The following is a 25094-nucleotide window of genomic DNA, read 5'->3' as shown; positions in this document are numbered from 1 at the left end:
CGGACGATCGGGATGATTCGCATTCTCCTGGCAGGACCGAGGGCTGACAAGGGCGGACGGCGTCAGTGGGGTCACAGCCGGCGCCGACTCCGGACCCCCGTTCCTCGTTCCCCAGCCGACCCTGGCCGACCAGCCGGGCGACCCCGGCCTGACCCGGCCACAGCAGCCGGGCTTCCAGTTACCCGCCGGGCGCCGATGCCCGGCGCGTAACTGAAACGGCGGCGGCTGCGGGGAACCGCACCGCACCCCACCGCACCGCGGCGAAGGCGCTCTTCGCCATGCACCCCACGGCAGCGGATCCTCAGGCCGTCAAGCCCACCTCGCGGGCCCGCTCCGGGGTGAGGATCATGGCGCCGAAGTCGTCGCGGGCCTGGGCCATGAGCTGCGGGTCCAGTAGCTCGTACGACCACCGGCGGGTGGCGTACCAGGGTTCGAGGTCGCGGGCCTGGACCAGCACGTGGGTGTCGTCGAGCCGGGTGGTCTGCCACGCGGACAGGTCGTTGGCAGCCTCGAGGTGGCGATTCGTCAGGATCTGTACGCCGCACGGCTCGAGGACGAACTCGCTCCACAGCTCCGGGTGGTCCCTGTAGGCGCTCCCGGCATACTGCTCGCTGCCCGGGGTGTCAGTACACCATAGGGCCCCCAAATCTCGGTGCGCGACCGAGGCATAGGAGACCTGCCCGAGCGACGCCGCGGACACCAGAGTGGCGCGAAAGTCGCCGACGATGTCGCGCCACCGGTAATCGGCGGTTGTGCGGCCCAGCTCCAGCCCCCAGGGCTGGACGTACAGGTGGCTGTACTCCAGCCCCGCCTTGTTGAAGTTCATCGAAAGAGCCGATCCGAGCTGCTCGACGTCCTGGATCATGATGCCGCGGGCGGCTTCGGCCGGGACCCAGAACGCCGTTCGCACCATCATGCCGGTGGAGACCATCACCTTCCCGCCATGTGCGGTCAACCAGCTCAACCCCAGGTCGACGGACCGCTGCGCAGCGCGATCGGCACCCGGGTCCCCGGCTTCGACGGAGGAAGAGCGGGCCTCCGCCGCGTAGGCGATGCTGGCGTACAGCCCGCGTGAATCCCAATCTCCCCGGGTCCACATCGGCGGTACGGCGACGCTCGCCCCGGTCAGGGTCCCCTCGATTCCCGCGGCTGTCAGGCGGGCGGCAAGCTGCTCGATCCACGGGTTGACCTGCTCGTCCAGTCCCTCGACGAGCACCATCCAGCCCTGCGGGCCGAGGAACCAGCCACCGTTGTCCGGCCCCTCCTCGACAATCGGCAGCGCGGCATCAAGAGTGTCCTCGTCGATCTGCTGCTTGGTCTTGAGGAGCAGGTAGTTCGTGCCCTCGCCGCCCAGCGCCTTCGCGGTCCGAGCGATCCCCTTCCAGTTCACCTCAACCATGGCCTCATCCTGCCGAGCGCGGTTCGATGGTGGCCTCCGGCCAGGCGCCGGCAGCCGCCTCCGGGGCGGTGCCCGCGCCGCGCAGCGTGTGGTCGAAGAAGGTCAGGCTCAGGCCGTTGATGATCTGGTGGCCTCGCCGGCCGTCGAGCGGCCCGGACCAGCCTGCCAGGCGGAACAGAGGCGTCCAGGCGGGCAGATCGGTGAAGTCGATGTGGGACAGCGTGTCGATGCGGACGAACCAGGCCTCGCCGGGGGCTTGGTCGATCACGGCGCGCTGGGTCTGCTGGTGGACGTCGATCTCATGTTCGGTCCAGCCGCCGGCACTGTCGCGTTCCCGGCGCATGGCGTTGGCACCGCGGGTGATGACCATCACGGGCTGCGGAAGCCCACGCGTGGTGGCGGCCTGGGTCAGGGGTGCCTCGAGAATGAGGGTCGCGCGGATGCGGTGGTCGCGGGCGGACGCCTCTGCCACCGTGGTTCCGCCCAGCGAGACCCCGGTGACTCCGACGCGCTCAAGGTCCAGATGCGGGCCCAGTCCGGTCGGCTCGGTCGCGAGATCGGCGAGGTCGGCGAGGTGGTCGAGTGTGGAGGACACGTCGTCGGCCAGGTACGTGGCGATCCCGGTGGGGAGCGGGTGGCCGTTCACCACCGGCGCCGGTGTGCGGGGCTCGATGCCGTGGTAGAGCAGCGGGTCGAAGGTGGGTTTGAGTCCCAGCACGGGTGCCACGTGGCCGTCGGGAAGGGTGACGGCGGCCGAGGCGCCCGGCTGGTCGAGGGCCACGACGACGTAGCCGTGCGACGCGAGTTCCAAAGCCTGGAAGGAGCTCAATGACCGAGAACCCGACAGGCCGGTGCACGCCACGATGATCGGATGGCGTCCCACGGCTGGGGCAGCCCCGACGACGGCGGGCGTCTCGGCGGCGGATACCCCGGCCAGCAGCCAGTTCGGCACTCCGAACAGGCGGGCGATGGCCTCCGCGAAGGCGGGGTCGGCGAAGTAGCGTGCCCGCGGCCCGGACGCTCCCGGCACGGCGGGGTACCAGGCCTGGGCGACCAGGGTGCGGCGCCGCGCGGGGTCCTGGCTGGTGATCTCTGGCCGGGAGGTGTCGGTCCAGGTCAGCGTCGTCGTGCCGACCGGGTGCCGCCCGGTCGTGGCGAAATGGGGTCGCGGCCACACCCACCCCGCTGCGGCGACGAGGACGAGGCCCAGCAGACCGGCGGTTGTCGCGATCACCCGTGCGCGCGGCATGGACCCATCATGCCCGGGCCTCGGGCCATCACCCTGCCGTCGTACGCTGACGGGGAGAAGGCTGGCGGGGAGAAGGTCGCCTCAACGCCCCCGACGCCACCGCCGACCGGACGTCTCCCCCGGCTCCGACCGCCGCTTCCAGACCCGGACCGGGGTGAGGTGGTACGCCTCGGGCAACTGCCACTGACGCCACCGGGACAGCAACATGAATCCCGCCCCGCCCAATGTCCCGACCACGAGTCCCACCGTGGGATGTCCCAGCCGGTTGAGCAGCACCAGCAGACCGCTGGCCACCAGCGCCGGCGTGGCGTAGAGGGTGTTGCCGCCGAAGACCGAGGGGACCTGACGCAGCAGCACTTCGCGGACGGCGCCACCGCCCACCGCCGTCACCGCGCCGAGGATCACCGCCGGCAGGGCCCCGAGCCCGACGGAGAGGGTCTTCGTCGCGCCCGCCACGGCCCACGTCCCCAGCGCGAGGGCGTCGATCCACGGGAAGATCGCGTTCCACAGCCTGCCCTCGACCGGGATCAGGAAGGCGATGGTCGCGCCGATCAGGGCCGTGATGACGTACCAGGGGTCGGTCAGGGCGATCGGGGTGCCGTGCTGCAGCAGGGTGTCGCGGATCAGTCCCCCGCCCAGCCCGGAGATGATCGCCAACGTCGCGAAGCCGATCGGGTCGAAGCGTTCGTTGCGCGCCACCACACCGCCGAGGATGGCGTTGGACAGCACGCCGGTGAGGTCGAGGAACCCCGACGCCTGGACCACCGCTGCCGAAAGACCCGACACCACACACCTCCGACCCTCGTCACCGACACCGCGTCAGCTACCCCACCCGCGGTCCTCAGTATCGTGCAGGTGCCGTCGTCGCGTCAGCGGACCCTTCGTCCGTGCCGGTGGACCGCCTCGACGGTCAGGTCGGGGCGCAGCACCACCAGGTCCGCGTACGCCCCCGGGGCGATCCGGCCGATGTCGTCGCGGCCGATGACGGTGGCGGGGGTCAGGGTGGCCGCCCGGACGGCGTCGACGAGGTCGATCCCGGCGCGTTCGACGCAGAAGCGTACGGCCCGGTCCAGGGTCAGGGTGCTGCCGGCGATGGCCCCGCCGTGGGCGAGTCGGGCAACTCCCCCGCGGACCTCGACCTTGAGCGGGCCCAGCTCGTAGTCGCCGTCCTCGCTGCCGGCCGCGGCCATCGCGTCGGTGACCAGGACGAACCGGCCCCGCTTGATCCGGGCGATGTCGCCCACCATCGCCGGGTGAAGGTGGACGCCGTCGGCGATGAGTTCGACGGTGACCTCGGGACGCTCCAGCAGGGCGACGACGAGTCCGGGCTCGCGATGGTGGATCGGCCGCTCGGCATTGAACAGGTGAGTCGCGACCCGGGCACCCTCGTCAATGGCGAGGTTCGCCTCGGCGTACGTCGCATGGGAATGACCGGGCGCGACGATGACGCCGGCCTCGGCGAGGTGGCGTACGGCGGCGAGGCCGCCCAGCCGTTCGATCGCCAGGGTGACCATCCGGACCGTCCCCTCACCGGCGGCGAGCAGGGTGTCGATGTCGTGACGCATCGGGTCACGTAGCAGGTCGGGGTCGTGGGCTCCGCAGTGGAGTTCGGAGAGCCAGGGGCCCTCCAGGTGGATCCCGAGCAGCTCACCGGCCCGGACCAGCGGGACGAGGGCGCGCACCTGGTCCTCGAGCACCGGCACGGCGTCGGTGACCAGCGACGCCATCGCCGACGTGGTGCCATGGGCGAGATGGGCGGCCACCACGGTCCGCGCGGCGTCCACCCCGTCGGTGTACGCCGCCCCTCCGCCACCGTGGGCGTGGATGTCGACGAAACCCGGCACCAGCAGCCGATCACCGAGGTCGACGACGTCGGCGTCCTGCGCCGCCGCCGCGGGGACCGGCCCCGAGCCGACGCCGACCACCCGCTCCCCCTCGACCCGGACCCAACCGTCGTCCACTGGGTCCGGGGTGAGCACGCGGGTCGCCCGGAGGACCGTCGCGGTCATTCCTGCCATCCGGGACGTTGCGCGTACACGTCGAGGTAGTAGTCGTGCAGCGCCAGCCGGGAGGCGGCAGCCTGGTCGACGATCACGGTGACGTACGGATGCCACTGCAGCGCGGTGGCGGTCCACATCGCCGAGACCGGGCCCTCGACCAGCTGGCGGATCGCCTCGGCCTTCTGCTCCCCCTCGGCCAGCAGGACGATCCGCCGGGCCTCGAGGATGGTGCCGACGCCCTGGGTCAGGCAGTGGGTGGGCACCTGCGCCTCATCGTCGAAGAAGCGGGCGTTGTCGATCCGTGTCTGGCGGGCCAGGGTCTTGATCCGGGTCCGCGAGCCGAGGGAGGAGGTGGGCTCGTTGAAGGCGATGTGCCCGTCCGTGCCGATCCCGAGGACCTGCAGGTCGACCCCACCGGCGTCCCGGATGGCCTGTTCGTACGCCGCGCAGGCCGCCGGGATGTCGGAGGCCAGACCGTCGGGCCCGTGCACCCGTTCGCTGCGGATGTCGGTGCGGGCGACGAGTTCGGTCTCGATGACGTTGCGGTAGCGCTGCGGGTGGTCGGCGGCCAGCCCGACGTACTCGTCCAGCATGAAGGCCTGGCAGCCGGCCAGCGAGAGGGTGCCGGCGGCGACGCGGCGGCCGAGTTCGTCGTAGAGGCCGACGGGGCTGGAGCCGGTGGCGACGCCGAGCACGGCGTCCGCCTTGCGGTGCACGAGGCGCTGGACGATGTCCGCGGCGACCGTCGCCAGTTCGGCGGCCGAATCCTTGATGATGACTTCCACTGTTCTTCCTTCGGTGTCGGCCCGGCCGGGCCGGGCGGGGGCGTACGGCCACCGGGATGGCGTGGCCGTACGCCCCAGGTCAAGCTGGGAGAGGGTGAGGGCGCCGGTCAGGAACCCACGGGGTCAGGAGAGCGCGGTCAGGACCGGTCAGCGTCCACGGTCTCGCCCTCGGCCGCGTCGGCGATTTCCTCGCGACCCGGCGTCTTCAGGTTCATCCGCTTGATGATGATGCTGAACAGGAAGTAGTAGAGGACGCCGTACGCCAGGCCGATGACGATCAACAACAACGGTTTCGTGGCGATGCCGAAGTTGAGGACGTAGTCGAACAGGCCCGCCGAGAAGGTGAAGCCGTCGCGGATGCCGAGGGCGTTGACCAGGGCCAGCGAGGTGCCGGTGAGGACGGCGTGCACGATGTACAGCGGCCACGCCACGAACATGAACGAGAACTCCAGCGGCTCGGTCACGCCGGTGAGGAACGCGGTGAGGGCGGTCGACAGCATCAGGCCGCCGGTGATCTTGCGGGCCTCGGGGCGGGCGTTGCGCCAGATGGCGAGGGCCGCGCCCGGCAGGGCGAACATCATGATCGGGAAGAAGCCGGTCATGAAGGTGCCGCCCTGGGCACCCTGGGTGGCGAAGAAGCAGGTCAGGTCGCCGTGGGCCGGGGCTCCCGCCTTGACGCACTCACCGACCTGGAACCACACGGTGGTGTTGATGATGTGGTGCAGGCCCAGCGGGATGAGCAGGCGATTGACGGTGCCATAGACCAAGCCACCGATGATCGAGTTCTGCGCTGACCAGACACCCAGCCCCGAAAGGCCGGCGTTGAAGCCGCCGTAGATGAAGGCCATCAGCACGGCGAGCACCATGGTGGCGAGGGCGGTGATGATCGGGACGAACCGGCGACCGCCGAAGAACGCCAGGTAGGGGGGCAGCTTCACCCGGTGGAAGCGCTGCCAGAGGGAGGCGGCGATGATGCCGACGAGGATGCCGCCGAGCACGCCGTAGTTGATCACCGTCTGCTTGCCGTTGGCGCCGACCGGCAGTCCGATCAGCGGGGACATGGCGTCACCCACGGCCTTGTAGACGAGGTAGCCGACGAGGCCGGCGAGGGCGGTGGAGCCGTCGGCCTTCTTGGCCATGCCGATCGCCACACCGAGGGCGAACAGCAGCGGGAGGTTGTCGAAGAGGGTGCCGCCGGCGGCACCGACGACGGAGGCGACGGCGTTCCAATGGAGGCCGTCCTTGCCCAGCAGGTCGTCCTGACCGAGTCGCAGCAACAGACCGGCGACCGGCAGCGCGGCGATCGGCAGCATCAGGCTGCGACCGAGCTTCTGCAGCCAGGCGAGCCAGGCCTTGTTCTTGCCAGCTTCAGCGGTGGCAGTGGACATGAGGTGTTTCCTTTCGTGGGCCGTACGTCGGCCGGTGGTGGGCCCTGGATCAGCCAGGGCCTGTTCGGGGGGTGGCCCCTCGTGGGGGTCATCGGTGGTGGTTCGGAGGGTCAGGCGCGCATCGAGGTGTCGAGGCTCATGTGGACGCGGTAGCGGTCGGCGCGGTACCACGACCGCACCGACTCGACCGGGCGGCCGCGGCTGCTCGACCAGCGGTCGAAGACGAGCACCGCCTGGCCGACCTCAATGTCGAGGATCTCGGCGAGGCGTTCGTCGGCCGTGGTGGCCCACATCGTCTGCTCCGCGGCGTCGACCGGGGCGTCGTAGTCCTCGGCGAAGATGGCGTACGTGGAGCCGCGCAGGTCCTTGGTGCCCAGGTCGGGGGCGATCCGCGGGTCGATCCACTGGTCCTCCAGGGCCATCGGCTCGCCGTCGGCGCAGCGGACCCGTTCGAGGTGCCACGCCGGCGCGCCGGTGCCGAAGTACTCGGCGGCGCGCGCGTCGGGCTCAGCGAGTCGCATGGAGAGCACAGCGGTGGAGGGGACGCGGCCGCGCTGGGTCATGTCCTGGGTGAACGAGGCGAGGTGGAGGTTGGTCTGCACCTTGGCCTCGGCGACGAAGGTGCCCTGGCCAGCCAGACTGACCAGCACCCCGTCGTTGACCAGGTCGGCGATCGCACGGCGGACGGTGGCGCGGCTGACGCCGTAGGTCTCCATCAGCGAGCGTTCCGACTCGATCGGCTCACCGGGACCGAGCGCGGCGGCGCGCGCCCGAAGCTCGGCCTCGAGCTGCGAGTACTTCGGGACAGCGCCGAGCTTCAGCACCTTGGTCTGGCTCACTGGTCCTCCTTGCCCTGCGATCTGCGGTGATCCGCGGTAGATCTGTCGCAATCTACCTCTTGGCTCGTACCGGTTCGGTCTGGTACAGTCCGGTACGTACCAGCAAGTGTTCTCCACCGCGGCCGCCCTGTCAAGTGACAATGGAGGAAGCCCGCAACGAGTCACCGCTCGACCCGAGCAGGACTCACCGGACAGCACGACCGACCTCCGATCAGAGCCGATCGGGGCAGCAGAAAGGGACAGCCATGAGCAAGCCGGGCACGCACAAGGCCGAAGCGCTCCTCGCCGGACTGGGCGGGGCGGACAACATCGAAGACATGGAGGCGTGCATCACCCGCCTGCGCACCGAGGTCCGCGACGCGGCACTGGTGGACGAGGCCGCCCTCAAGGCCGCCGGCGCGATGGGCGTGGTGAAGCAGGGCCGGGTGGTCCAGGTCGTCGTCGGCCCCGAGGCCGACACCATCGCCGAGGACATGCAGGACCTGATGTGAAGATCCTCAACCCGTTCCCCGGCACCGTCGGCCCCCTGAGCGAGGCCCCCGACCCCGTGTTCGCCGCCGAGATGGTCGGCTCCGGTGTGCTCGTCGACCCGGACCGTACGGTCGGTGTCGCCGTCGCACCGGTCGCCGGCAAGGTCGCCAAAGTGCACCCCCACGCGTACGCCATCGCCACCCCGGATGGCCGCGGGATCCTGGTGCACCTGGGCATCGACACCGTCCGGCTGAACGGCGAGGGCTTCGAGATCCTCGGGCCCCTCAAGGGCGAGGTCGTCGCCGGTCAGGAGATGATCCGGTGGGATCCGGCGGCCATCGAGGCGCAGGGACTCTCCCCGGTGGTGCTGGTGTGCGTGCTGGACTCGGCGCCCGGCAGCATCGTCTCACCGCTGCTCGGCCAGCACGCCGACGTGGGTGAGGCACTGTTCGAGGTCGAACCGGCCGAGGGGTCGAGTCGACGCGGGCGGCGCGCCTCCTGACCGTGTGCCGGCGGGGGCGGCGGCTTCGTACGCCCCCGCCGGCGCGGGCCACGGAGGTAGGGTGAGCCATGGCGCCCGAGCAGTCAGCGGTGAGGATCGCGACCTGGAGTGAACTCGCCGACCGTACGCCCACCTACGCGCTCGCCGCGGGCGTCGACCTGGTGGTGATCCGCCACGACGACGCGGTCTCCGTGCTCTACGGGCGATGCCTGCACCGCGGCTCCCTGCTTGCCGACGGCTTCATCCGGGGTGACGACCTGGTCTGTGGCGTGCACGGGTGGGACTACCGCTACCAGACCGGCGTCAGCGCGTACGCCAATGACGAGGTGCTGGCGAAGTTCAGCGCCTGGGTCGACATCGAGGCCGATGCGGTGATGGTCGACGAGGCCGAGATCGCTGCCTGGGAGCGGGAGCATCCGCAGCCGTACGATCGCGAGGCCTACCAAGGGCTGTACGCCGACATCCACGGCGGCCCCGAAGAGCCCCAGAACGCCTATATCCAGATGCTCGCCCGCGACGGCCTGACCGGGATCGGGCATCAGGGCGAGGTGGCGGCGATGGGCGTGCCGCTCGTCGATCTTCCCCGCTGGGACGACCTGCAACTGCTGACCGCCCAGGTGGCGCGCCGACCGCTGGCCGACGACGCCGAGGTGGGCACCGACGTGGTGATCGGCCCCCGAGCCGCTCGGCCGTTAAGGCTGGCGATCCCGATCCTCGTCACGGACATGAGCTACGGCGCCCTCAGCCGCGAGGCGAAACTCGCCCTGGCCCGCGGGGCCGAGATGGCCGGGACCGGCATCTGTTCGGGCGAGGGTGGGATGCTGCCCGAGGAGCGGGAGGCCAACTCCCGCTACTTCTACGAACTGGCGTCGGGGCGCTTCGGCTGGAGCCTGGAGAAGGCCGCCACATGCCAGGCCTTCCACTTCAAGGTCGGGCAGGGGACGAAGACCGGCACCGGTGGGTTGCTTCCCGCGGCGAAGGTCAGCCCGGAGATCGCCGCCGTGCGGGGGCTGTCACCGGGGCAGGACGCGATCAGTCCGGCGGCGTTCCCGGACCTGCGGACGCCGCACGACTTCGCGGCGCTCGCCGACGAGGTGCGCGAGGTCACCGGCGGGATCCCCATCGGCTTCAAGCTGTCGGCTCAGCACATCGAGCAGGATCTCGACTTCGTCCTCGAGGCGGGCGCCGACTACGTCATCCTCGACGGGCGTGGCGGCGGGACCGGCGCGGCGCCGCTGATCTTCCGCGACCACATCTCCGTACCCACGATGCCTGCCCTGGCGCGGGCCCGGCGACACCTGGATCGGTCCGGGCGCGGCGACGTGACCCTGGTGATCACCGGCGGACTGCGCCGCGAGACGGACTTCGTCAAGGCCTTGGCGCTCGGGGCGGACGCCGTCGCGGTGGGCAACAGCGCCATGCAGGCCATCGGCTGCCTCGGGATGCGGGCCTGCCACACGAACAACTGTCCCGTCGGCATCGCCACCCAACAGCCGCACCTCCGCAGCCGGCTGGTGGTCGAGGAGTCCGCCCGGCGCCTGGCCAGGTTCCTCGCGGCCACGACCGGGCTGATGCAGACTCTGGCCCGGGCCTGTGGGCACTCCCACCTGCGCGACTTCCAGCCCGACGACCTCACCACCTGGAAGACCGACATCGCGGCCCTCACGGGTGTGGCCTTCGCCGGGCCGTCGAGCTGAGCTGCCGGAGCTGTCCGCTGCAATCCTCCCGTTCTTCCGGATGACCCCGCTGACAAACTCACGGCGGTACTGTGACCAGAGGCACACGCGCACGGATCGAGGAAGACCATGCCCGACATCAAGCCCCGCAGCCGCGTCGTCACCGACGGCATCCACGCCACCGCCAGCCGCGGCATGCTCCGCGCTGTGGGCATGGGCGACGACGACTGGGACAAGCCCCAGATCGGCATCGCGAGTTCCTGGAACGAGATCACCCCCTGCAACCTCTCCCTCGAGCGGCTGGGGAAGGCGGCCAAGGAGGGGGTGCATGCCGGCGGTGGGTATCCGCTGGAGTTCGGCACCATCTCGGTGTCCGATGGCATCTCGATGGGGCACGAGGGGATGCACTTCTCCCTGGTGTCGCGCGAGGTGATCGCCGACTCGGTGGAGACGGTCATGTCGGCGGAACGGCTGGACGGTTCGGTGCTCCTCGCCGGCTGCGACAAGTCCCTGCCGGGGATGCTGATGGCCGCTGCCCGGCTCGACCTGGCCGCCGTCTTCCTCTACGCGGGCTCCATCGCCCCCGGCAAGGCACTGCTGAGTGACGGGACCGAGCGGGAGGTGACGCTGATCGACGGGTTCGAGGCCGCCGGCGCCTGTCAGGCAGGGCTGCTCAGCCGCCAGGACCTGGACGCGATCGAACGCGCGATCTGTCCCGGCGAGGGTGCCTGCGGTGGCATGTACACGGCGAACACGATGGCCTCCCTCGCCGAGGCCCTCGGCATGAGCCTGCCCGGTTCCGCGGCCCCGCCGGCCGCTGACCGGCGCCGGGACACGTACGCCCATCGCTCGGGCGAGGCAGTCGTCGAACTGCTGCGCCAGGGCATCACCGCCCGCGACATCCTCACCCGGGCCGCCTTCGAGAACGCGATCACGCTGCTGATGGCGCTCGGCGGATCAACCAACGCGGTGCTGCACCTGCTCGCCATCGCCCACGAGGCGGACGTGGACCTGCAGCTCACCGACTTCAACCGGATCGGTGATCGGGTGCCGCACCTGGCCGACATGAAGCCGTTCGGGAAGTACGTGATGGCCGACATGGACTTCCACGGCGGCATCCCCGTGGTGATGGCCGCGCTGCTCGGGGCCGGGCTGCTGCACGGCGACGCGTTGACGGTGACCGGTCGTACGCTCGCCGAGAACCTCGAGGAGATCGGTCCGCGACCGCTGGACGGCAAGGTGATCCGGGCGATGGACCGCCCGCTGCACCCCACCGGCGGGATCGCGATCCTGCAGGGATCCCTGGCCCCCGACGGGGCGGTGGTGAAGTCGGCAGGGTTCGACGCGGAGGTCTTCGAGGGGCCGGCGCGGGTGTTCGAGCGTGAGCAGGCGGCGATGGACGCCCTCGACCAGGGCCGGCTGCAGAAGGGCGACGTCGTGGTGATCCGGTACGAGGGACCCAAGGGCGGGCCCGGCATGCGGGAGATGCTCGCCATCACCGGGGCGATCAAAGGTGCCGGGCTGGGCAAGGACGTGCTGCTGCTGACCGACGGGCGGTTCTCCGGCGGCACGACGGGCCTGTGCATCGGTCACCTCGCCCCTGAGGCCGTCGACGGCGGCCCGATCGCCTTCGTCCGCGACGGGGACCGGATCCGGGTGGACATCGCCGCCCGTACGCTCGACCTGTTGGTCGACCCGGACGAGCTTGCGGCCCGGCGGGACGGTTGGACGCCGGTGCCGCACCGCTACACCCACGGGGTCCTGGCGAAGTACAGCCGGCTGGTCCACTCGGCGTCGGAGGGGGCCGTCACGAGCTGAGCGTGAGAGCGCGCCTGCGGCTGTGCTCCACCGCAAGGTCATAGGGAAGACCTATGCTCATCAGAAAGACAACCGACCTCGAGTCGCCGTCCTCCCCAGGCATGCCCGTCGGGTGGCTCAGGTGACCCGGACCGGGATCTTCCGCGCCCCGGACTCGCCCGCCCGGTCGGCGAAGACGCCGGGGACGGGTGCCCGGCACTCCGGGCAGCGACCCTCGGAGGTCAGGCGATAGCGCCGGATCACGGCGTCGCGCTCGATCAGGACCGCTCGGCACGAGGGGCAGTGGGTGGTCCGACCCTCCGGGACGTCCGCGAGGCCGGTGTAGACGTAGTTCAGCCCGCACTCCAGCGCGATCTCGCGGGCCATCACCAGATGGGCCCGGTCGTCGGGCGGGGTCTGTGGCGTGGGGGTCTGGGGCGTGGGTCGGGTCTGCGGCGCCCGTGGAGTCTGCCGCGTCGGCGAGGCCGGATGCGTACGAGCCGCCGGCACACCGTGCGAGGCGGCGCCGGTCCCCGACCGGCCGGCGGGGCCTGGTGCGGGCCGACGCTGGCTCGTCCCCAGGGTGGAGAAGTGCAGCGGGACGTCGGGGCCCAGTTCGGCGCGGATCCAGGTGCACATAGCCCAGAGCTGCGCGGGATCATCGTTCAGCCCGGGCACGAGCAGGGTGCTCATCTCCAGCCAGGTCCGGCTGTGGCGGACGTGGACGAGGGTGTCGAGGACGGTCTGCAGGTCCCCGCCGGCGTAGCGCAGGTGCGCCTCCGCGTCGAACACCTTGAGCTCGATCAGGGCGGCGTCCATCATGCCGAAGAAGTCGCGGCGCACCGCCCGTTCCATGTACCCGGCCGTCACGGCGATCGTCCGCAGGCCCAGCACGTGGGCCACCCGGGCGACGGCGATCGCGTACTCCGCGTAGATCACCGGGTCGTTGTAGGTGAAGGCGACGCTGGCGCACCGCCAATCGGCGGCCAGACCGGCGACCGCCAGCGGAGAGGCATCCTCGAGCAGCCCGGTGACCTGCGCGACGGTCTCGGGCCGCCAGACCCGGCAGGTGCGGCAGTTGAGGTTGCAGCCGGCCGTCCCGAGGCACAGCCCCGCCGAACCGGGCAGGAAGTGGTAGAGCGGCCGGCGCTCCACAGCGTCGATGCAGAACCCCGCGCCGCGGCCGTACGTGGTGAGGACCAGCTTGTCGCCCTCACGGGCGCGTACGGTGCAGATCCCCGCCTGGCCGTCGGTCAGGGCGCACGCCCGCGGGCAGACGTCGCAGACCAGTCGCCCGTCCTCGGCGGGGTGCCACCACCGGGCCGGGAAGGACTCTCCGGGCATGTGCTGGGTCACTCCTCCTCCCACGCTCGGACGGTGTAGCGCTCGATGCGGGTGTGCTCGTCCCAGTGGTCGGGCCGTAGTCCGGCCTTGCGACGCAGGTGGGCGAGGAAGTCCTTCGGCGCGGGGATGTGGTCCCACACCTGGGGCAGGAAGGTCGCGCGATGAGATCCCGAACGCAGGATGACCCCGTCCACGCCTGGCCGCAGCCGCGCGATCGCCTCGGCCTCCGAGCGGACGTCGTCGAGCGGGACAGGGGCCGACAGCACCGACACCTCGACCCGGACGAGGTCGAACTCCTCGGGCCCCAACGGCGCGAAGCGTGGATCCCTGAACGCGGCGTTGACCGCGTTACGCCGGACGTCCTCCTCCAACGACCGGAACGCCTCCAGGGTGCCGATGCAGCCGCGCAGCTCCCCGTCGATGGTGAGGGTGACGAACGTCGCGCCCGGCGCGTCGAGCCAGGCCGGATGCTCGTCGACCTCCCAGTTGGGTGCCTCGGGCGCACCGTACGGCGCCTCGAACCCGTCCTCAACGCCCACCTGGAGGCGCAGGTGTTCCGCGATGGCCTCGCGGGCCAGGGGCAGCAGCACCCGGCCCGCGTCGTCCGGCAGCGCACCGCTCATGCGGCACCGTCTCCCGAGCCAGGCTCGGTTCCGGCTCGGGCTCCCGTGATGGGCTCGTGGAAGCCGATCGAGGCGTAGCCGACGACCCGGTCCTTGTCACCGGCGGTGTCGCCGGAGGTGCGACGGTCGTAGAGCACCGGCCGCAACGTACGACGCGGAGCCAGTGTGAGCAGCCCGTTCGCCGGGGAGGCGCCGCAGGCCTGCCGCGACTCCAGCGGCCCCTCGAGGGAGAGGATCCGGTCGACCGTCGCGGTGTCGATGCCGTTGGCCGTGGCGTAGCGCAGATAATGGGACAGATCCGAGCTGACCACCACGAGCGTCTCCGGGCCGCCCCAGAGTGCTTCGATCACCTCGGCGACCGACTCGGGGGAGGCCTGTCCGACGACCAGCGGCACCACGGCGAACTCGGCCAGCACCGTCTGCAGGAACGGCAACTGCACCTCGAGCGAGTGCTCCCAGCGGTGGGCCTCGACGTCGGTGTCGACCTGGCGCAGCGTGCCCAGCACGTCGGGCACCTCGACGGGGACGTCTCCCAACGGCGTCCGTAGGAACCGGGCCCCGGGCAGCGCCAGCCCGCGGATGGGGACATGGTGGACAGGCCCCAGCAGCACCACGCGGTGGATCGTCTCGCGCGCAGGGTCGAGACGTACGTAGCCCCGCGCGGCGGTCGGGCCGGAGTAGATGTAACCGGCATGGGGGGAAATCAGCGCCTTCGGCACGGGACCGCGCTCATCCTCGGCAGGCAACTCGGCGCGTGCCTCGGAGAGCAGTCCCGCAATCATCGACTCGAGCGCGGCACGGTCCCCCGGATAGAAAGTGCCGGCAACGGCCGGCGGACGTACGGTCTGCATCACGGCCTCCACGTGCAGCGCTGGCACTCAGGGTGGACTGCCAGTTTATCCGGGGACCGGTCCACGGGAGGGTCGTACGACGAACCTCCGGGCTCCCCCGCCGAGCCGTGGACCATGCCGATCAGGCCTTCAGGGATCGGTCGAGCCAGGCCCGCAGTCGGTTGAGGGGCATCGCTCCGCTCTGCCGTGCGACCTGCTTGCCCTTGTCGAAGATCATCAGCGTCGGGATGGACTGGACCTGGTAGCGGGCCTGCGTCCGTGGGGAGTTGTCCACGTTGACCTTGACCAGCTTCAGCCGGCCGGCCCGCTCCCGGGCCAGGGTCTCCAGCGCCGGTGAGACCATCCGACAGGGGCCGCACCACGGTGCCCACAGGTCGAGGACGACGGGGACCTTGGAGGAGTTGATCACTTGCTGGATGGTCTCGTCGTCGGCGGTGGCGATCCACGGCAGCGGCTCGTGGCAGTGGGAGCACTTCGGCACCCCTTGGGCGGCGGCAGGCACCCGGTTGCGAGTGCCGCAGGACGGGCACGTGATGACGTTGCTGGCCATGGTTTCCATCCTCGGGGCAGGCGGGTCATGCGTCAGTCCAACGCCGCCCGGATGGGTATGCATTCCGCCACGCTCTCGTCGTGCGGCGCGGCCGCCTCAGACCACGTCAGCAGGGTCAGTGATAGACAATTCCGTCATAGGTTTGCCCTATGGAAAGGGCTTTCCGGCAGCTCGGGGCTTTGCGGCTCGGTCTCTGGCTCATGGAGGGCGTCGAGGCGGAGCTCGAAGGCGGGGCTCGAAGGCTGGGCTCGAAGGCGGGGTTCGAGAGCGTCCTGGCCGACCAAACTCAGCCGCGCCGATCATTCTCAAGCTCGCTGATGAATCTCAGGCGGGCCGATCTTGGTAGATCGTCGAGGTTCAGATTCGTCGGCCGCGTGCAGATTCGTCGGCCGCGTGCAGATTCGTCGGCCGCGTGCAGATTCGTCGGCCTCTCAGGTTTTGACTGGGCCAGGACGGGGACAGCGGTACCACGGCCAGACGAGCGCCTTCCATAGGTCTCCCCTATAGCAAAAATTTCGACTACTGACCTGCCGCGGCGCGCATGGTGCCACCGACGCCGCGGACCTCGGGAAGGATCCCGGCCACCCGCCCCCGGTCCCCAAGAACTGCAGACCGCCACTTCACCACCGAAGTGACACAATGTCCTACAAAGCGTCGTAGGAGGGCATGTGAGCGTACCGACGGAAGAGACGGGCACAGTGGTCCACGCCACCGTGGAGGGAAACGAGGCGGCGGCGCGGGTCGCGCATGCGCTCAGCGAGGTCATTGCGATCTACCCGATCACCCCGTCCTCCGGCATGGGCGAACTCGCCGACGCGTGGTCCGCGCACGGGCGGGCGAACATCTGGGGCGAGGTGCCCGAGGTGATCGAGATGCAGTCCGAAGGCGGCGCGGCCGGCGCCCTGCACGGCGCCCTCACCAAGGGGTCGTTGGGCACCACGTTCACGGCCTCCCAGGGCCTGCTGCTGATGATCCCGAACATGTACAAGATCGCCGGCGAGCTGACACCGGCGGTCATCCACGTGGCCGCCCGCACCGTGGCGACGCATGCCTTGAGCATCTTCGGCGACCACTCGGACGTGATGGCCGTGCGGCAGACCGGTTGGGCGATGCTGTCGAGCGGGAGCGTCCAGGAGGCGCAGGATCTGGCCGCGGTGGCCCATGCCGCCACCCTCCGGACACGAGTCCCGTTCCTGCACTTCTTCGACGGGTTCCGTACGTCCCACGAGATCACCACCATCGAACTGCTGCCGTACGACACGATGCGGGCATTGGTGCGCGAGGAGGACGTGCTGGCGCATCGGGCGCGCGGCCTCTCCCCCGACCATCCGACCCTCCACGGCACCGCCGAGAATCCGGACACCTATTTCCAGGCCGCCGAGGCGTCGAATCGGTTCCATGACGCCGTTCCGGAGGCGGTGCAGGAGGTGTTCGACGAGTTCGCCGCGCTGACCGGGCGGGCCTACCACCTCGTCGAGTACGCCGGCGCCCCCGACGCCGACCGGGTGGTCGTGGTGATGGCGTCGGCCGCCGGGACCCTGGCCGAGACGGCTGCCGAACTCAACGTCCACGGCCAGAAGGTCGGTGTGCTGACGGTCCGGCTCTACCGGCCGTTCCCCATCGACGCCTTCCTCGCAGCCCTGCCCCCGACCGTCCGCAGCATCGCCGTGCTCGACCGTACGAAGGAACCGGGTGCCCCGGCCGAGCCGTTGCTCGCCGACGTCCTCACCGCGCTCGCGACAGGCCCCTCCGACGAGATCGCGGCGCCCCGTACGCTCCCACGCGTCATCGGCGGCCGTTACGGCCTGTCGAGCAAGGAGTTCACGCCGCGGATGGCCAAGGCCGTCTTCGACGAGTTGGCCGCCGATGCGCCGAAGAAGCGCTTCACCGTCGGCATCAACGACGACGTCACCCACCTCTCCCTCGACGTCGACCCGGACTTCGCGCTGCCGGGCGCCGTACGTGCCGGGGTGTTCTACGGCCTCGGTTCCGACGGCACCGTCGGCGCCTCGAAGAACACGGTGAAGATCCTCGGAGAGCTGCCCGGTCGCTGGGCCCAGGGCTATTTCGTCTACGACTCGCGCAAGTCCGGCGCCACCACGGTGTCCCACCTGCGCTTCGGCACGGCGCCGATCCGGTCCAGCTACCTGGTCGAGGAGGCGAACTTCGTCGGCGTCCACCAGTTCGGCCTGCTCTCGGCGATGCGCACCCTCGATGTCGCGAAGCCCGGCGCCACCGTCCTGATCAACTCCCCCTACGGACCCGACGGCACGTGGGACCGCCTGCCGGTGGAGGTGCAGAGCATCATCCTCGACCGCGGCCTGAAGCCGTACGTCGTCGACGCCGAGACGGTCGCCCGGGACGCCGGCATGGGCAAGCGGATCAACACGGTGATGCAGACCTGCTACTTCTACCTGTCCGGGGTGCTCGAGCCGGACGAGGCGATCGCCGCGATCAAGGCCTCGGTGGAGAAGACGTACGCCAAGCGCGGTCGCACCGTGATCGAGCGCAACCATCGCGCGATCGACTCCGCCGTCGCCCATCTCTACCCACTGCCGGTCGGCGAGGCGACGAGCACCGAGCACCGGCAGGTCCCCGTGCCGCCGGAGGCCCCGGACTTCGTCCGCCGGGTCACGCAGGCGATGCTGCACGGCCACGGCGACGAGCTGCCGGTCTCGGCGTTCCCGGTCGACGGCACCTGGCCGACGGGGACCTCCCGCTGGGAGAAGAGGGCCATCGCCTCCGAGATCCCGATCTGGGACCCGAGCATCTGCATCGACTGCGGCAAGTGCGCCATCGTCTGCCCGCACGCCGCGATCCGGATCAAGGTGACCCCGGAGGAGGCCCTCGAGGGCGCCCCGGTCACCCTGCAGTCCAAGCCGTACAAGGACCGCACCCTCAAGGACCACCGCCTGATCGTCCAGGTCGCCCCGGACGACTGCACCGGCTGCGGGATCTGCGTCGACGTCTGCCCGGCCAGGTCCAAGACCGAGGTCAAGCACAAGTCGATCAACCTGGAGCCGGCCCGTGCCCATCGGGAGGTGGAGCGGGCGAACTTCGACTTCTTCCTCGGCATCCCGGAGATCGACCGCACCTTGGTGCGGCACGACCAGGTGAAGGGCGCGGCGCAGCTGCAGCCGCTGTTCGAGTTCTCGCTGGCCTGCTCCGGCTGCGGGGAGACGCCCTACATCCGGACCCTCACCCAGCTCTTCGGCGACCGGATGATCATCGCCAACGCCACAGGCTGCTCCTCTATCTACGGGGCGAACATGCCGACCGTCCCGTACGCGCAGGATCCGCAGGGGCGGGGGCCCGCTTGGTCGAACTCGTTGTTCGAGGACAACGCCGAGTTCGGACTCGGCATGCGCCTGGCCTGGGAACAGCAGCACACCGAGGCGCGCCGACTGGTCGAGGCGGTCCGCGGCCCGCTCGTGAAGGCACTGGGTGACCAGTCCGGCGCGGAGCTGATCGAGGGGCTGCTCGGCGCCGACCAGTCGACCGAACAGGGCATCGCCGACCAGCGGGCCCGGGTCGCCCGGCTGCGGGAGGCGCTGACCGGGCCGCAGGGCGAGGAGCCAGGGGATCCGACCGCCCGGCGCCTGCTCTCCCTGGCCGATGAACTGGTCGAGAAGACCATCTGGATCGTCGGCGGCGACGGTTGGGCGTACGACATCGGCTCCGGCGGGCTGGATCACGTGCTCGCCTCGGGTCGTAACGTCAACATCCTCGTCCTCGACACCGAGGTCTACTCCAACACCGGCGGTCAGGCGTCCAAGGCGACCCCACGGGCCGCGGCGGCGAAGTTCGCGGCCTCCGGGAAGGGGGGTGCGAAGAAGGACCTCGGCCTGCTGGCCCAGTCGTACGGCAACGTCTATGTCGCCCAGCTCGCCATCGGTGCGAACCAGCAGCAGACCATCCGCGCGATGCTCGAGGCGCAGGCATGGGACGGGCCGTCGCTGCTGATCGCGTACAGCACCTGCATCGCCCACGGCATCGAGATGGCGACGTCGATGACCCACCAGGCCGACGCGGTGGCCAGCGCGTACTGGCCGCTCTACCGGTTCCGCCCCGACACGGCCGGCGAGGGGCACCCGCTGCACCTCGACTCCAAGGCGCCGACCAAGCCGGTGTCGGACTTCATGCGGGCCGAGACGCGCTTCTCGATGCTCACCCGCTCCGACCCGCAGCGGGCCGCTGAGCTGGCGGCACTCGCCCAGTCGGACGCCGATGAAAGATGGCGCTACTACTCGCAGCTGGCCGGGATGGAACGTACGGTCGTGCACGAGGGCCAAGCGGACGAGGGCCAACCCGACACCGAGGGCCAACCCGACGCTGAGGGCCGACCGAGCCAGGACGGCCCCACCGACCAGAACACCCCGGCGCCCGCCGCCCCGCAGACGCCCCGGACCGGCGTCCGCACGACCGGCCTGCAGATCGAACGGAGGAACCCGTGACCACCGAGCCCGTCCTCGCGACGACGTATCTCGGCCTGCCCCTCTCGGGGCCGGTGATCGCCTCGGCGGGGCCGCTGACCCGCCACGTCGACACGCTGCTGGCCCTGCAGGACGCCGGCGCCGCCGCGGTGGTGCTGCCCAGTCTGTTCGAGGAGGACGTGCTCGAGGAGGAGCTGCGGCTGGCCGAGTCGATGGACGCCGGCGACGCGTTCGCCGAGTTCGCCACGGGGCCGCTGCCGACCATGGAACTGCCGGAGCTCGGCGCCGGGCACCACCTGCGTCTCCTGGAGGAGGCGAGGGCCGCGCTGGACGTCCCGGTGATCGCTTCGCTCAACGCCACCCATCACGGGTCGTGGGAGCGGTACGCGCGGATGATGGCGGAGGTCGGCGCGGACGCGCTGGAACTCAACCTCTACACGGTCGCGGCCGACCCGGCCCTGTCGGCCGCGGACGTCGAGGCCCGCCAGCTCGACGTCATCTCCGCGGTCCGCAGCTCGGTCGACATCCCGCTCGCGGTCAAGGTGTCGCCGTTCTACTCCTCCTTCGCGCACTTCGCTGCCGGCGCCGCACGCGAGGGGGCCGACGGGTTCGTCGTCTTCAACCGCTTCTACGCCCCCGACATCGACCTCGACAGGCTCGCGGTGACCCCGCGGCTGGCGCTGTCCACCTCCGCCGATCTACGCCTGTCGCTGCGCTGGCTCGGCATCCTTCGGGCCCAACTGCCCACTGTTGGGTTGGCGGCGACCGGAGGCGTGCACAGCTGGGAGGACGTCGCCAAGGCGCTGCTGGTCGGGGCCGACGTGGCGTGTACGACGGCGGCGGTGATCCAGGACGGCCCCGCCGCCATCACGCGGATGCTCGACGGGCTGCGGGGCTGGCTGATCGACAACGAGTACGACTCGGTGGACCAGCTGCGCGGCTCGATGTCGGCCGCGTCGGTGCCGGATCCGTCCTCGTACGAACGGAGCCAGTACCGGGAGATCGTCACGCACTGAGCGCCCGGGTCTCCCCCACCACGGCCAGCGGATCGGCGTAGAGCAGCCGAAGCGCGCAGGAAGTGGCCGCGACGGCCTGGACCGCGGTCGGTGAGTGGGCGAGTCCGTGCAGGTCGACCGGTGTCTGGCCGGAGGCCGACGTCGTGGATGCCCTGAAGGCGGCGAGGACGTCCTCGTAGACCGCCGGGAAGCCGGTGAAGGCCTGCCCGGCGACGACGATGCGGTCGGGATGCAGCATGTCGCGAAGCACCCCGGTGGCGCGCCCCAGGATGCGGGCCCGCTCCCGCAACAGGGCGAGCGCCGCGGGGTCGCCGCCCCGCGCGGCCGCGACGACGGCGGCGATGGCCGGTCTGTCGACCACCCCGGCACGGTGGGCCCGCACCGCCAGTGGGGTGTCGCCGGCACTCACCCCGAGGCAACCGACCTCACCGCACCCGCAGGGGACATCGCCGCCGGTCGGCAGGTGGGTGAGCCGCCCTGCCTTCCCGTCCTCGGGTAACCGTCCGTCGCGGACGAGGACGAAGCCCATCGTGTCGCGTGCATAGAGGTAGAGCGTCGAGCCGTCCGTACGCCCGGGGCGGCTCAGCAGGTCGGCGGCGGCCAGGGCGGCCACATGGTCCGTCACCGCGACCGGGAGGTCGGTCGACCGCTGCACGCGGTCACGCAGGTCGGCCGGGTCCCAGGGCACGTCACCCCACGGCCCGACGAGGCCGATGGTCAGCACCCGATGACGCGGAAATCGGGACGCGCAGCGGAGCAGAGCGCGGCTGATGACCTGGACGGGGTCGGGTGCTGCTCCGCTGCGCGTCCCGTCCGGTCCGCCGCTGCTGCGGCCGGTGACCAGCACCCTGCCGTCGATCGACGCAAGGGCGGTGGTCAGGACATGCTTTCCGACGTGGAGGCCCAGCACTGCGTGGCGTCGGCCGTCGATCTCGAGCGGCAGGGACGGGCGCCCGGCCACGCCCGACGGCACAAGGTCGGGACGTTCCCGGATCAGTCCGGCCGCCAGCAGCGAGCTGACGGTGCGCGCCACCGTCGCGGTGCTCACGTGCGTGTCGCGGACGAGATCCTGGCGCAGGACCGGGCCCAGCCGCCGGATCGACTGGATGACCGCAGACGCCGCGACGGGAGAGGGCCTCACCACGGCTGACCCACCACGCCATCCATAACCGTTCCTTTCGTACATCAAAAGCTGTCCTAATGTCTTGAACGGTAGCACCGGCCCGGGCCAGGCGACGGGCACGGGCTATGGAGGGAAGAAATCGGCCGGAACCAAACCCTTATCCGGGCGTCGTGGCTCTGCTGAGGTGGCCACCAACGTGTTTCGACCGAAAGGCCTCCTCATGTCCACCGATCTGCAGTCCGTCGTGAAGTCCCCCACACCCCAGCCGTCCAGTCCGGCCGTCGTCAAGCTCGGCGAGCACCTCGGCGCGCGCATCGACGGCGTCCGGCTCGGAGGCGACCTCGACCCCTCGACGGTCGACCTCATCTACCGGGCCCTGCTCGAGCACAAGGTGATCTTCTTCCGCGACCAGCACCAGTTGACCGACGACGGCCAGCAGGCGTTCGCCAAGTTGATCGGGACACCCACCATCGCGCACCCGACCGTCACCTCGCGCGGCGCGGTGATCCTGCCGGTCGATTCCGATTACCAGAGCGCCAACACCTGGCACAGCGACGTCACTTTCGTCGACCGCATCCCCAAGGCGTCGATCCTGCGCGCGGTCGAGCTGCCACCGTACGGCGGCGACACGATCTGGGCCTCGGGTGTGGCGGCGTACGCCGCGCTGCCCGCTCCGCTGAAGGCGCTCGCCGAGTCCCTCCGGGCGGTCCACTCGAATGTGTACGACTACGCCACCCGCGCTGTGGACGAGGGCCTTGCCCCGAACTACCAGGACTATCGGGCCGAGTTCGAGTCGACGGTCTACGAGACCGAGCACCCGGTCGTACGGATCCACCCGGAGACCGGGGAACGGACCCTGCTCCTCGGCCACTTCGTGCGGCGCTTCGTCGACCTGCCCACATCGGCGTCGCTGGCGCTGTTCCGCCTGCTGCAGGGCTACGCGGTCGACGAGGACCGCACCGTCCGCTGGTCGTGGCGCCCCGGCGACGTCGCCATCTGGGACAACCGGGCGACCCAGCACCGCGCGGTCGCCGACTACGGGGGCCAGCACCGCCGGTTGCACCGCATCACCCTGGCCGGGGACGTCCCGATCGGGGTCGACGGCCGGCAGAGCAGCGTGCTGCGGGGCGATGCGTCGAGCTATTCCGACATCGACGGGCCTGGACGTCCCCGGCGCTGAGGGCCTCGGCGGACCTGTCAGGCTGCGGAGCCGACCAGATCGTGCGACACGCGGACATCTCAGCAGCCTCAGCCCCCATGGGTACGAGAATTTGACCATAGGTCTGCCCTATGGATGGCGGCCGATCGGGCCACGGCGACGGCCGACACGTACGGTCGGAAGGCTTCCATAGGGTTCCCCTATGGTCGAATTTTCGAACACTCCCTCGCCCGCCAGGGCAAGGGAGTGTTCGACCCGACCCGACTCAGCCCCTTGACCCCGCCATAGCCTCCCGTCCCGGCGAGGCGGACTCGACCTCGGCCCCAGGCCGGACCAGAGCAAGGGCCACCACCGCGATAGCGGCGAAGATGCATGCACCCAGCGCGAAGACCGCGCGGTTGCCGGTGAGGGTGGCCTCGAGCGGGTTCGTGCCATGGACGGTGGCTCTGGAGACCATGGCCGCGAGCGCGGTGAACACGGCCAGTCCGACGGACCCGCCCGACTGGTTCGTGGCCGTCGCCGTGGCGGAGGCGACACCGGCGTCGCGCGGCTCCACCCCGTACAGGGCCAGGTTGTTCAGCGGGACCACCGTGAAGCCCATCCCGACGCCCATCAGCACTACCCCCGGCAGCACCTGGGTCCAGTAGCCGCCGTCGACGGTGATCCGACTGAGGAAGAACAGGCCGGCGGCGCTGATCAGCGGGCCGACGACGAGCTGACGGCGCGGGCCGACCCGGTCGAGCAGCCGGATCGCGTACGGCACCGTGCTCATCAGGGACGCGGTGAAGGGCAGCGTGCCCAGACCGGCCAGCAACGGCGGCAACTTCATCACCAACTGCAGGTGGAAGGCGAGGAAGACCATCACGCCGACCCCGACCGCGCCGAGGAGCGCCTGGATCGAGAAGCCGGCAGCGCGGGTGCGGTCGGTGAGGACGCGGAGCGGCAGCAGGGGGTGTGGCGATCGGTGTTCGATCAGCACGAAGGCAGCCACGGCCGCGGCGCCGAGGATGACCAGGGCGACGGCGATGGGGGCATTGGCCGCTTGTTCGGCCAGGGTCAGCCCGTAGACCAGCGCCCCGGAGCCGAAGGTCACCGTGAAGGCGCCGGCGACGTCGTAGCGGCGATCCCCCTCGGCGCGGCTCTCCTCCAGCAGCCGCCAGCCGGCGATCAGGCCGAGCCCGGTCAGCGGGACGTTCACCAGCAGGCACCAGCGCCAGGAGAAGAACTCGGTGAGCACCCCGCCGAGCAGCATGCCCAGGGCCGAGCCGAGGCCGGCCAGCGACCCGAAGATGGCGAAGGCGCGGTTGCGTTCCGGGCCGTCGGGGAAGGTGAGGGTGACGAACGCCAGCGCGGCCGGTGCCATGAACGCCGCGGCCAGCCCCTGCAGGCCCCGCGCCGCGAGCAGCCCAGCGGCGGTGTCGGTGAGCCCGCCCCAGGCCGAGCCGGCGCCGAAGGCCACCAGCCCGAGCAGGTAGGTCCGCTTGCGGCCCCAGAAGTCCGCGACCCGGCCGCCGAGCAGCAGGAATGAGCCGAACGCCAGCGCGTACGCGGTGACCACCCATTGGCGGCTGGCGTCGGAGAGTCCGAGGTCCGCCTGGGCCCGGGGCAGGGCGACATTGACGATGGTGCCGTCGAGGACGATGAGGAGCTGGGTCAACGAGACCACGGCGAGGGTCCACCAGCGGTGGGACGCGGAACGGGTGGGTCTTGGCATGCGGGTGCCTTCCGTCGGGTGAGGTGATGTCACGGGGGTTTCCAGCCCTCGATCGGCAACGCACGCGGCCGGACCAACGCCGAGACGACTCGGCCAAGACATGGAAAGTGTACGGGGGGCAGGGCGGTAGGTGCCCGGGCCGTCCACGGACCCGAACGCTGCCGAGGAGGTGCTG

General features: G+C 70.7%; 20 protein-coding genes. 7 read left to right on the top strand and 13 right to left on the bottom strand.

Annotation, left to right across the window (positions count from 1 at the left end; translation table 11 throughout):
• Nucleotides 1-301: 301 nt before the first annotated feature.
• The 7 genes from Rai3103_RS06950 to Rai3103_RS06920 form a co-directional block, all read right to left on the bottom strand.
• Nucleotides 302-1399: a hypothetical protein gene (locus Rai3103_RS06950; protein WP_153571979.1), complete on the bottom strand. Its 1098-nt coding sequence runs from the start codon at nt 1397-1399 to the stop codon at nt 302-304.
• 4 nt (nt 1400-1403) lie between these two features.
• Nucleotides 1404-2648: an alpha/beta hydrolase gene (locus Rai3103_RS06945; RefSeq protein ID WP_153571978.1), complete on the bottom strand. Its 1245-nt coding sequence runs from the start codon at nt 2646-2648 to the stop codon at nt 1404-1406.
• Nucleotides 2649-2729: 81 nt separating this feature from the next.
• A complete protein-coding gene (locus tag Rai3103_RS06940) occupies nt 2730-3434 on the bottom strand; it encodes a trimeric intracellular cation channel family protein (RefSeq protein ID WP_153571977.1) in 705 nt (234 codons plus the stop codon).
• Nucleotides 3435-3517: 83 nt separating this feature from the next.
• On the bottom strand, nt 3518-4657 hold the full coding sequence (nagA, locus tag Rai3103_RS06935) for an N-acetylglucosamine-6-phosphate deacetylase (RefSeq protein WP_153571976.1): 1140 nt from the start codon (nt 4655-4657) through the stop codon (nt 3518-3520).
• Entirely contained in the window at nt 4654-5433 is a 780-nt protein-coding gene (gene nagB / locus Rai3103_RS06930) for a glucosamine-6-phosphate deaminase (RefSeq protein ID WP_153571975.1), read from the bottom strand. The genes nagA and nagB overlap by 4 nt, the downstream gene beginning before the upstream one ends.
• A 137-nt stretch (nt 5434-5570) precedes the next feature.
• The gene (locus Rai3103_RS06925; RefSeq protein WP_153571974.1) at nt 5571-6821 is read right to left on the bottom strand and encodes a PTS transporter subunit EIIC; all 1251 of its coding nucleotides are present in this window, start codon (nt 6819-6821) and stop codon (nt 5571-5573) included.
• Between the two features lie 110 nt (nt 6822-6931).
• On the bottom strand, nt 6932-7660 hold the full coding sequence (locus Rai3103_RS06920) for a GntR family transcriptional regulator (protein ID WP_153571973.1): 729 nt from the start codon (nt 7658-7660) through the stop codon (nt 6932-6934).
• 140 nt (nt 7661-7800) lie between these two features.
• Between Rai3103_RS06920 and Rai3103_RS06915 the strand changes: the two genes are divergently transcribed.
• The 4 genes from Rai3103_RS06915 to ilvD all read left to right on the top strand — a co-directional run bounded on the left by Rai3103_RS06915 (nt 7801) and on the right by ilvD (nt 12127).
• Nucleotides 7801-8151, top strand: a complete 351-nt coding sequence (locus tag Rai3103_RS06915) for a PTS sugar transporter subunit IIB (RefSeq protein WP_153571972.1) — start codon at nt 7801-7803, stop codon at nt 8149-8151.
• Nucleotides 8148-8633, top strand: a complete 486-nt coding sequence (locus Rai3103_RS06910; RefSeq protein WP_228489240.1) for a PTS sugar transporter subunit IIA — start codon at nt 8148-8150, stop codon at nt 8631-8633. Before Rai3103_RS06915 ends, Rai3103_RS06910 begins: the two co-directional genes overlap by 4 nt.
• Before the next feature lie 68 nt (nt 8634-8701).
• The gene (locus Rai3103_RS06905; protein WP_153571971.1) at nt 8702-10330 is read left to right on the top strand and encodes a glutamate synthase-related protein; all 1629 of its coding nucleotides are present in this window, start codon (nt 8702-8704) and stop codon (nt 10328-10330) included.
• Between the two features lie 108 nt (nt 10331-10438).
• A complete protein-coding gene (gene ilvD / locus Rai3103_RS06900; RefSeq protein ID WP_153571970.1) occupies nt 10439-12127 on the top strand; it encodes a dihydroxy-acid dehydratase in 1689 nt (562 codons plus the stop codon).
• A gap of 117 nt (nt 12128-12244) precedes the next feature.
• On the opposite strand, the gene amrS is transcribed toward ilvD, so the two are convergent.
• The 4 genes from amrS to trxA all read right to left on the bottom strand — a co-directional run bounded on the left by amrS (nt 12245) and on the right by trxA (nt 15474).
• Nucleotides 12245-13450, bottom strand: coding sequence for an AmmeMemoRadiSam system radical SAM enzyme (gene amrS / locus Rai3103_RS06895; RefSeq protein WP_153571969.1), 1206 nt, complete (start codon nt 13448-13450; stop codon nt 12245-12247).
• Nucleotides 13451-13458: 8 nt separating this feature from the next.
• On the bottom strand, nt 13459-14073 hold the full coding sequence (gene amrA, locus Rai3103_RS06890) for an AmmeMemoRadiSam system protein A (protein ID WP_153571968.1): 615 nt from the start codon (nt 14071-14073) through the stop codon (nt 13459-13461).
• Nucleotides 14070-14924 (bottom strand): AmmeMemoRadiSam system protein B, encoded by an 855-nt coding sequence (gene amrB / locus Rai3103_RS06885; RefSeq protein ID WP_153571967.1) that lies wholly within the window; start codon nt 14922-14924, stop codon nt 14070-14072. The genes amrA and amrB overlap by 4 nt, the downstream gene beginning before the upstream one ends.
• A 121-nt stretch (nt 14925-15045) precedes the next feature.
• Complete coding sequence (gene trxA, locus Rai3103_RS06880; protein ID WP_153571966.1) at nt 15046-15474, bottom strand: thioredoxin; 429 nt, start codon at nt 15472-15474, stop codon at nt 15046-15048.
• Nucleotides 15475-16142: 668 nt separating this feature from the next.
• On the opposite strand from trxA, the gene nifJ reads away from it, so the two are divergent.
• The gene (gene nifJ / locus Rai3103_RS06875; protein WP_228489239.1) at nt 16143-19928 is read left to right on the top strand and encodes a pyruvate:ferredoxin (flavodoxin) oxidoreductase; all 3786 of its coding nucleotides are present in this window, start codon (nt 16143-16145) and stop codon (nt 19926-19928) included.
• Nucleotides 19925-20923, top strand: a complete 999-nt coding sequence (locus Rai3103_RS06870) for a dihydroorotate dehydrogenase-like protein (RefSeq protein WP_153571965.1) — start codon at nt 19925-19927, stop codon at nt 20921-20923. The genes nifJ and Rai3103_RS06870 overlap by 4 nt, the downstream gene beginning before the upstream one ends.
• Here Rai3103_RS06870 and Rai3103_RS06865 read toward each other — a convergent pair.
• On the bottom strand, nt 20913-22064 hold the full coding sequence (locus tag Rai3103_RS06865; protein ID WP_194793315.1) for an ROK family transcriptional regulator: 1152 nt from the start codon (nt 22062-22064) through the stop codon (nt 20913-20915). The two genes, Rai3103_RS06870 and Rai3103_RS06865, sit on opposite strands and share 11 nt — an antisense overlap.
• Nucleotides 22065-22266: 202 nt before the next feature.
• On the opposite strand from Rai3103_RS06865, the gene Rai3103_RS06860 reads away from it, so the two are divergent.
• Nucleotides 22267-23226, top strand: coding sequence for a TauD/TfdA dioxygenase family protein (locus Rai3103_RS06860; protein WP_153571963.1), 960 nt, complete (start codon nt 22267-22269; stop codon nt 23224-23226).
• A gap of 244 nt (nt 23227-23470) precedes the next feature.
• Here Rai3103_RS06860 and Rai3103_RS06855 read toward each other — a convergent pair whose 3' ends face one another.
• Nucleotides 23471-24919 (bottom strand): MFS transporter, encoded by a 1449-nt coding sequence (locus Rai3103_RS06855; RefSeq protein ID WP_194793314.1) that lies wholly within the window; start codon nt 24917-24919, stop codon nt 23471-23473.
• Nucleotides 24920-25094: the final 175 nt, after the last annotated feature.

This window comes from Raineyella fluvialis, from assembly GCF_009646095.1.
GTDB lineage: Bacteria > Actinomycetota > Actinomycetes > Propionibacteriales > Propionibacteriaceae > Raineyella > Raineyella fluvialis.
This window is presented reverse-complemented; position numbering and strand designations above follow the sequence as displayed.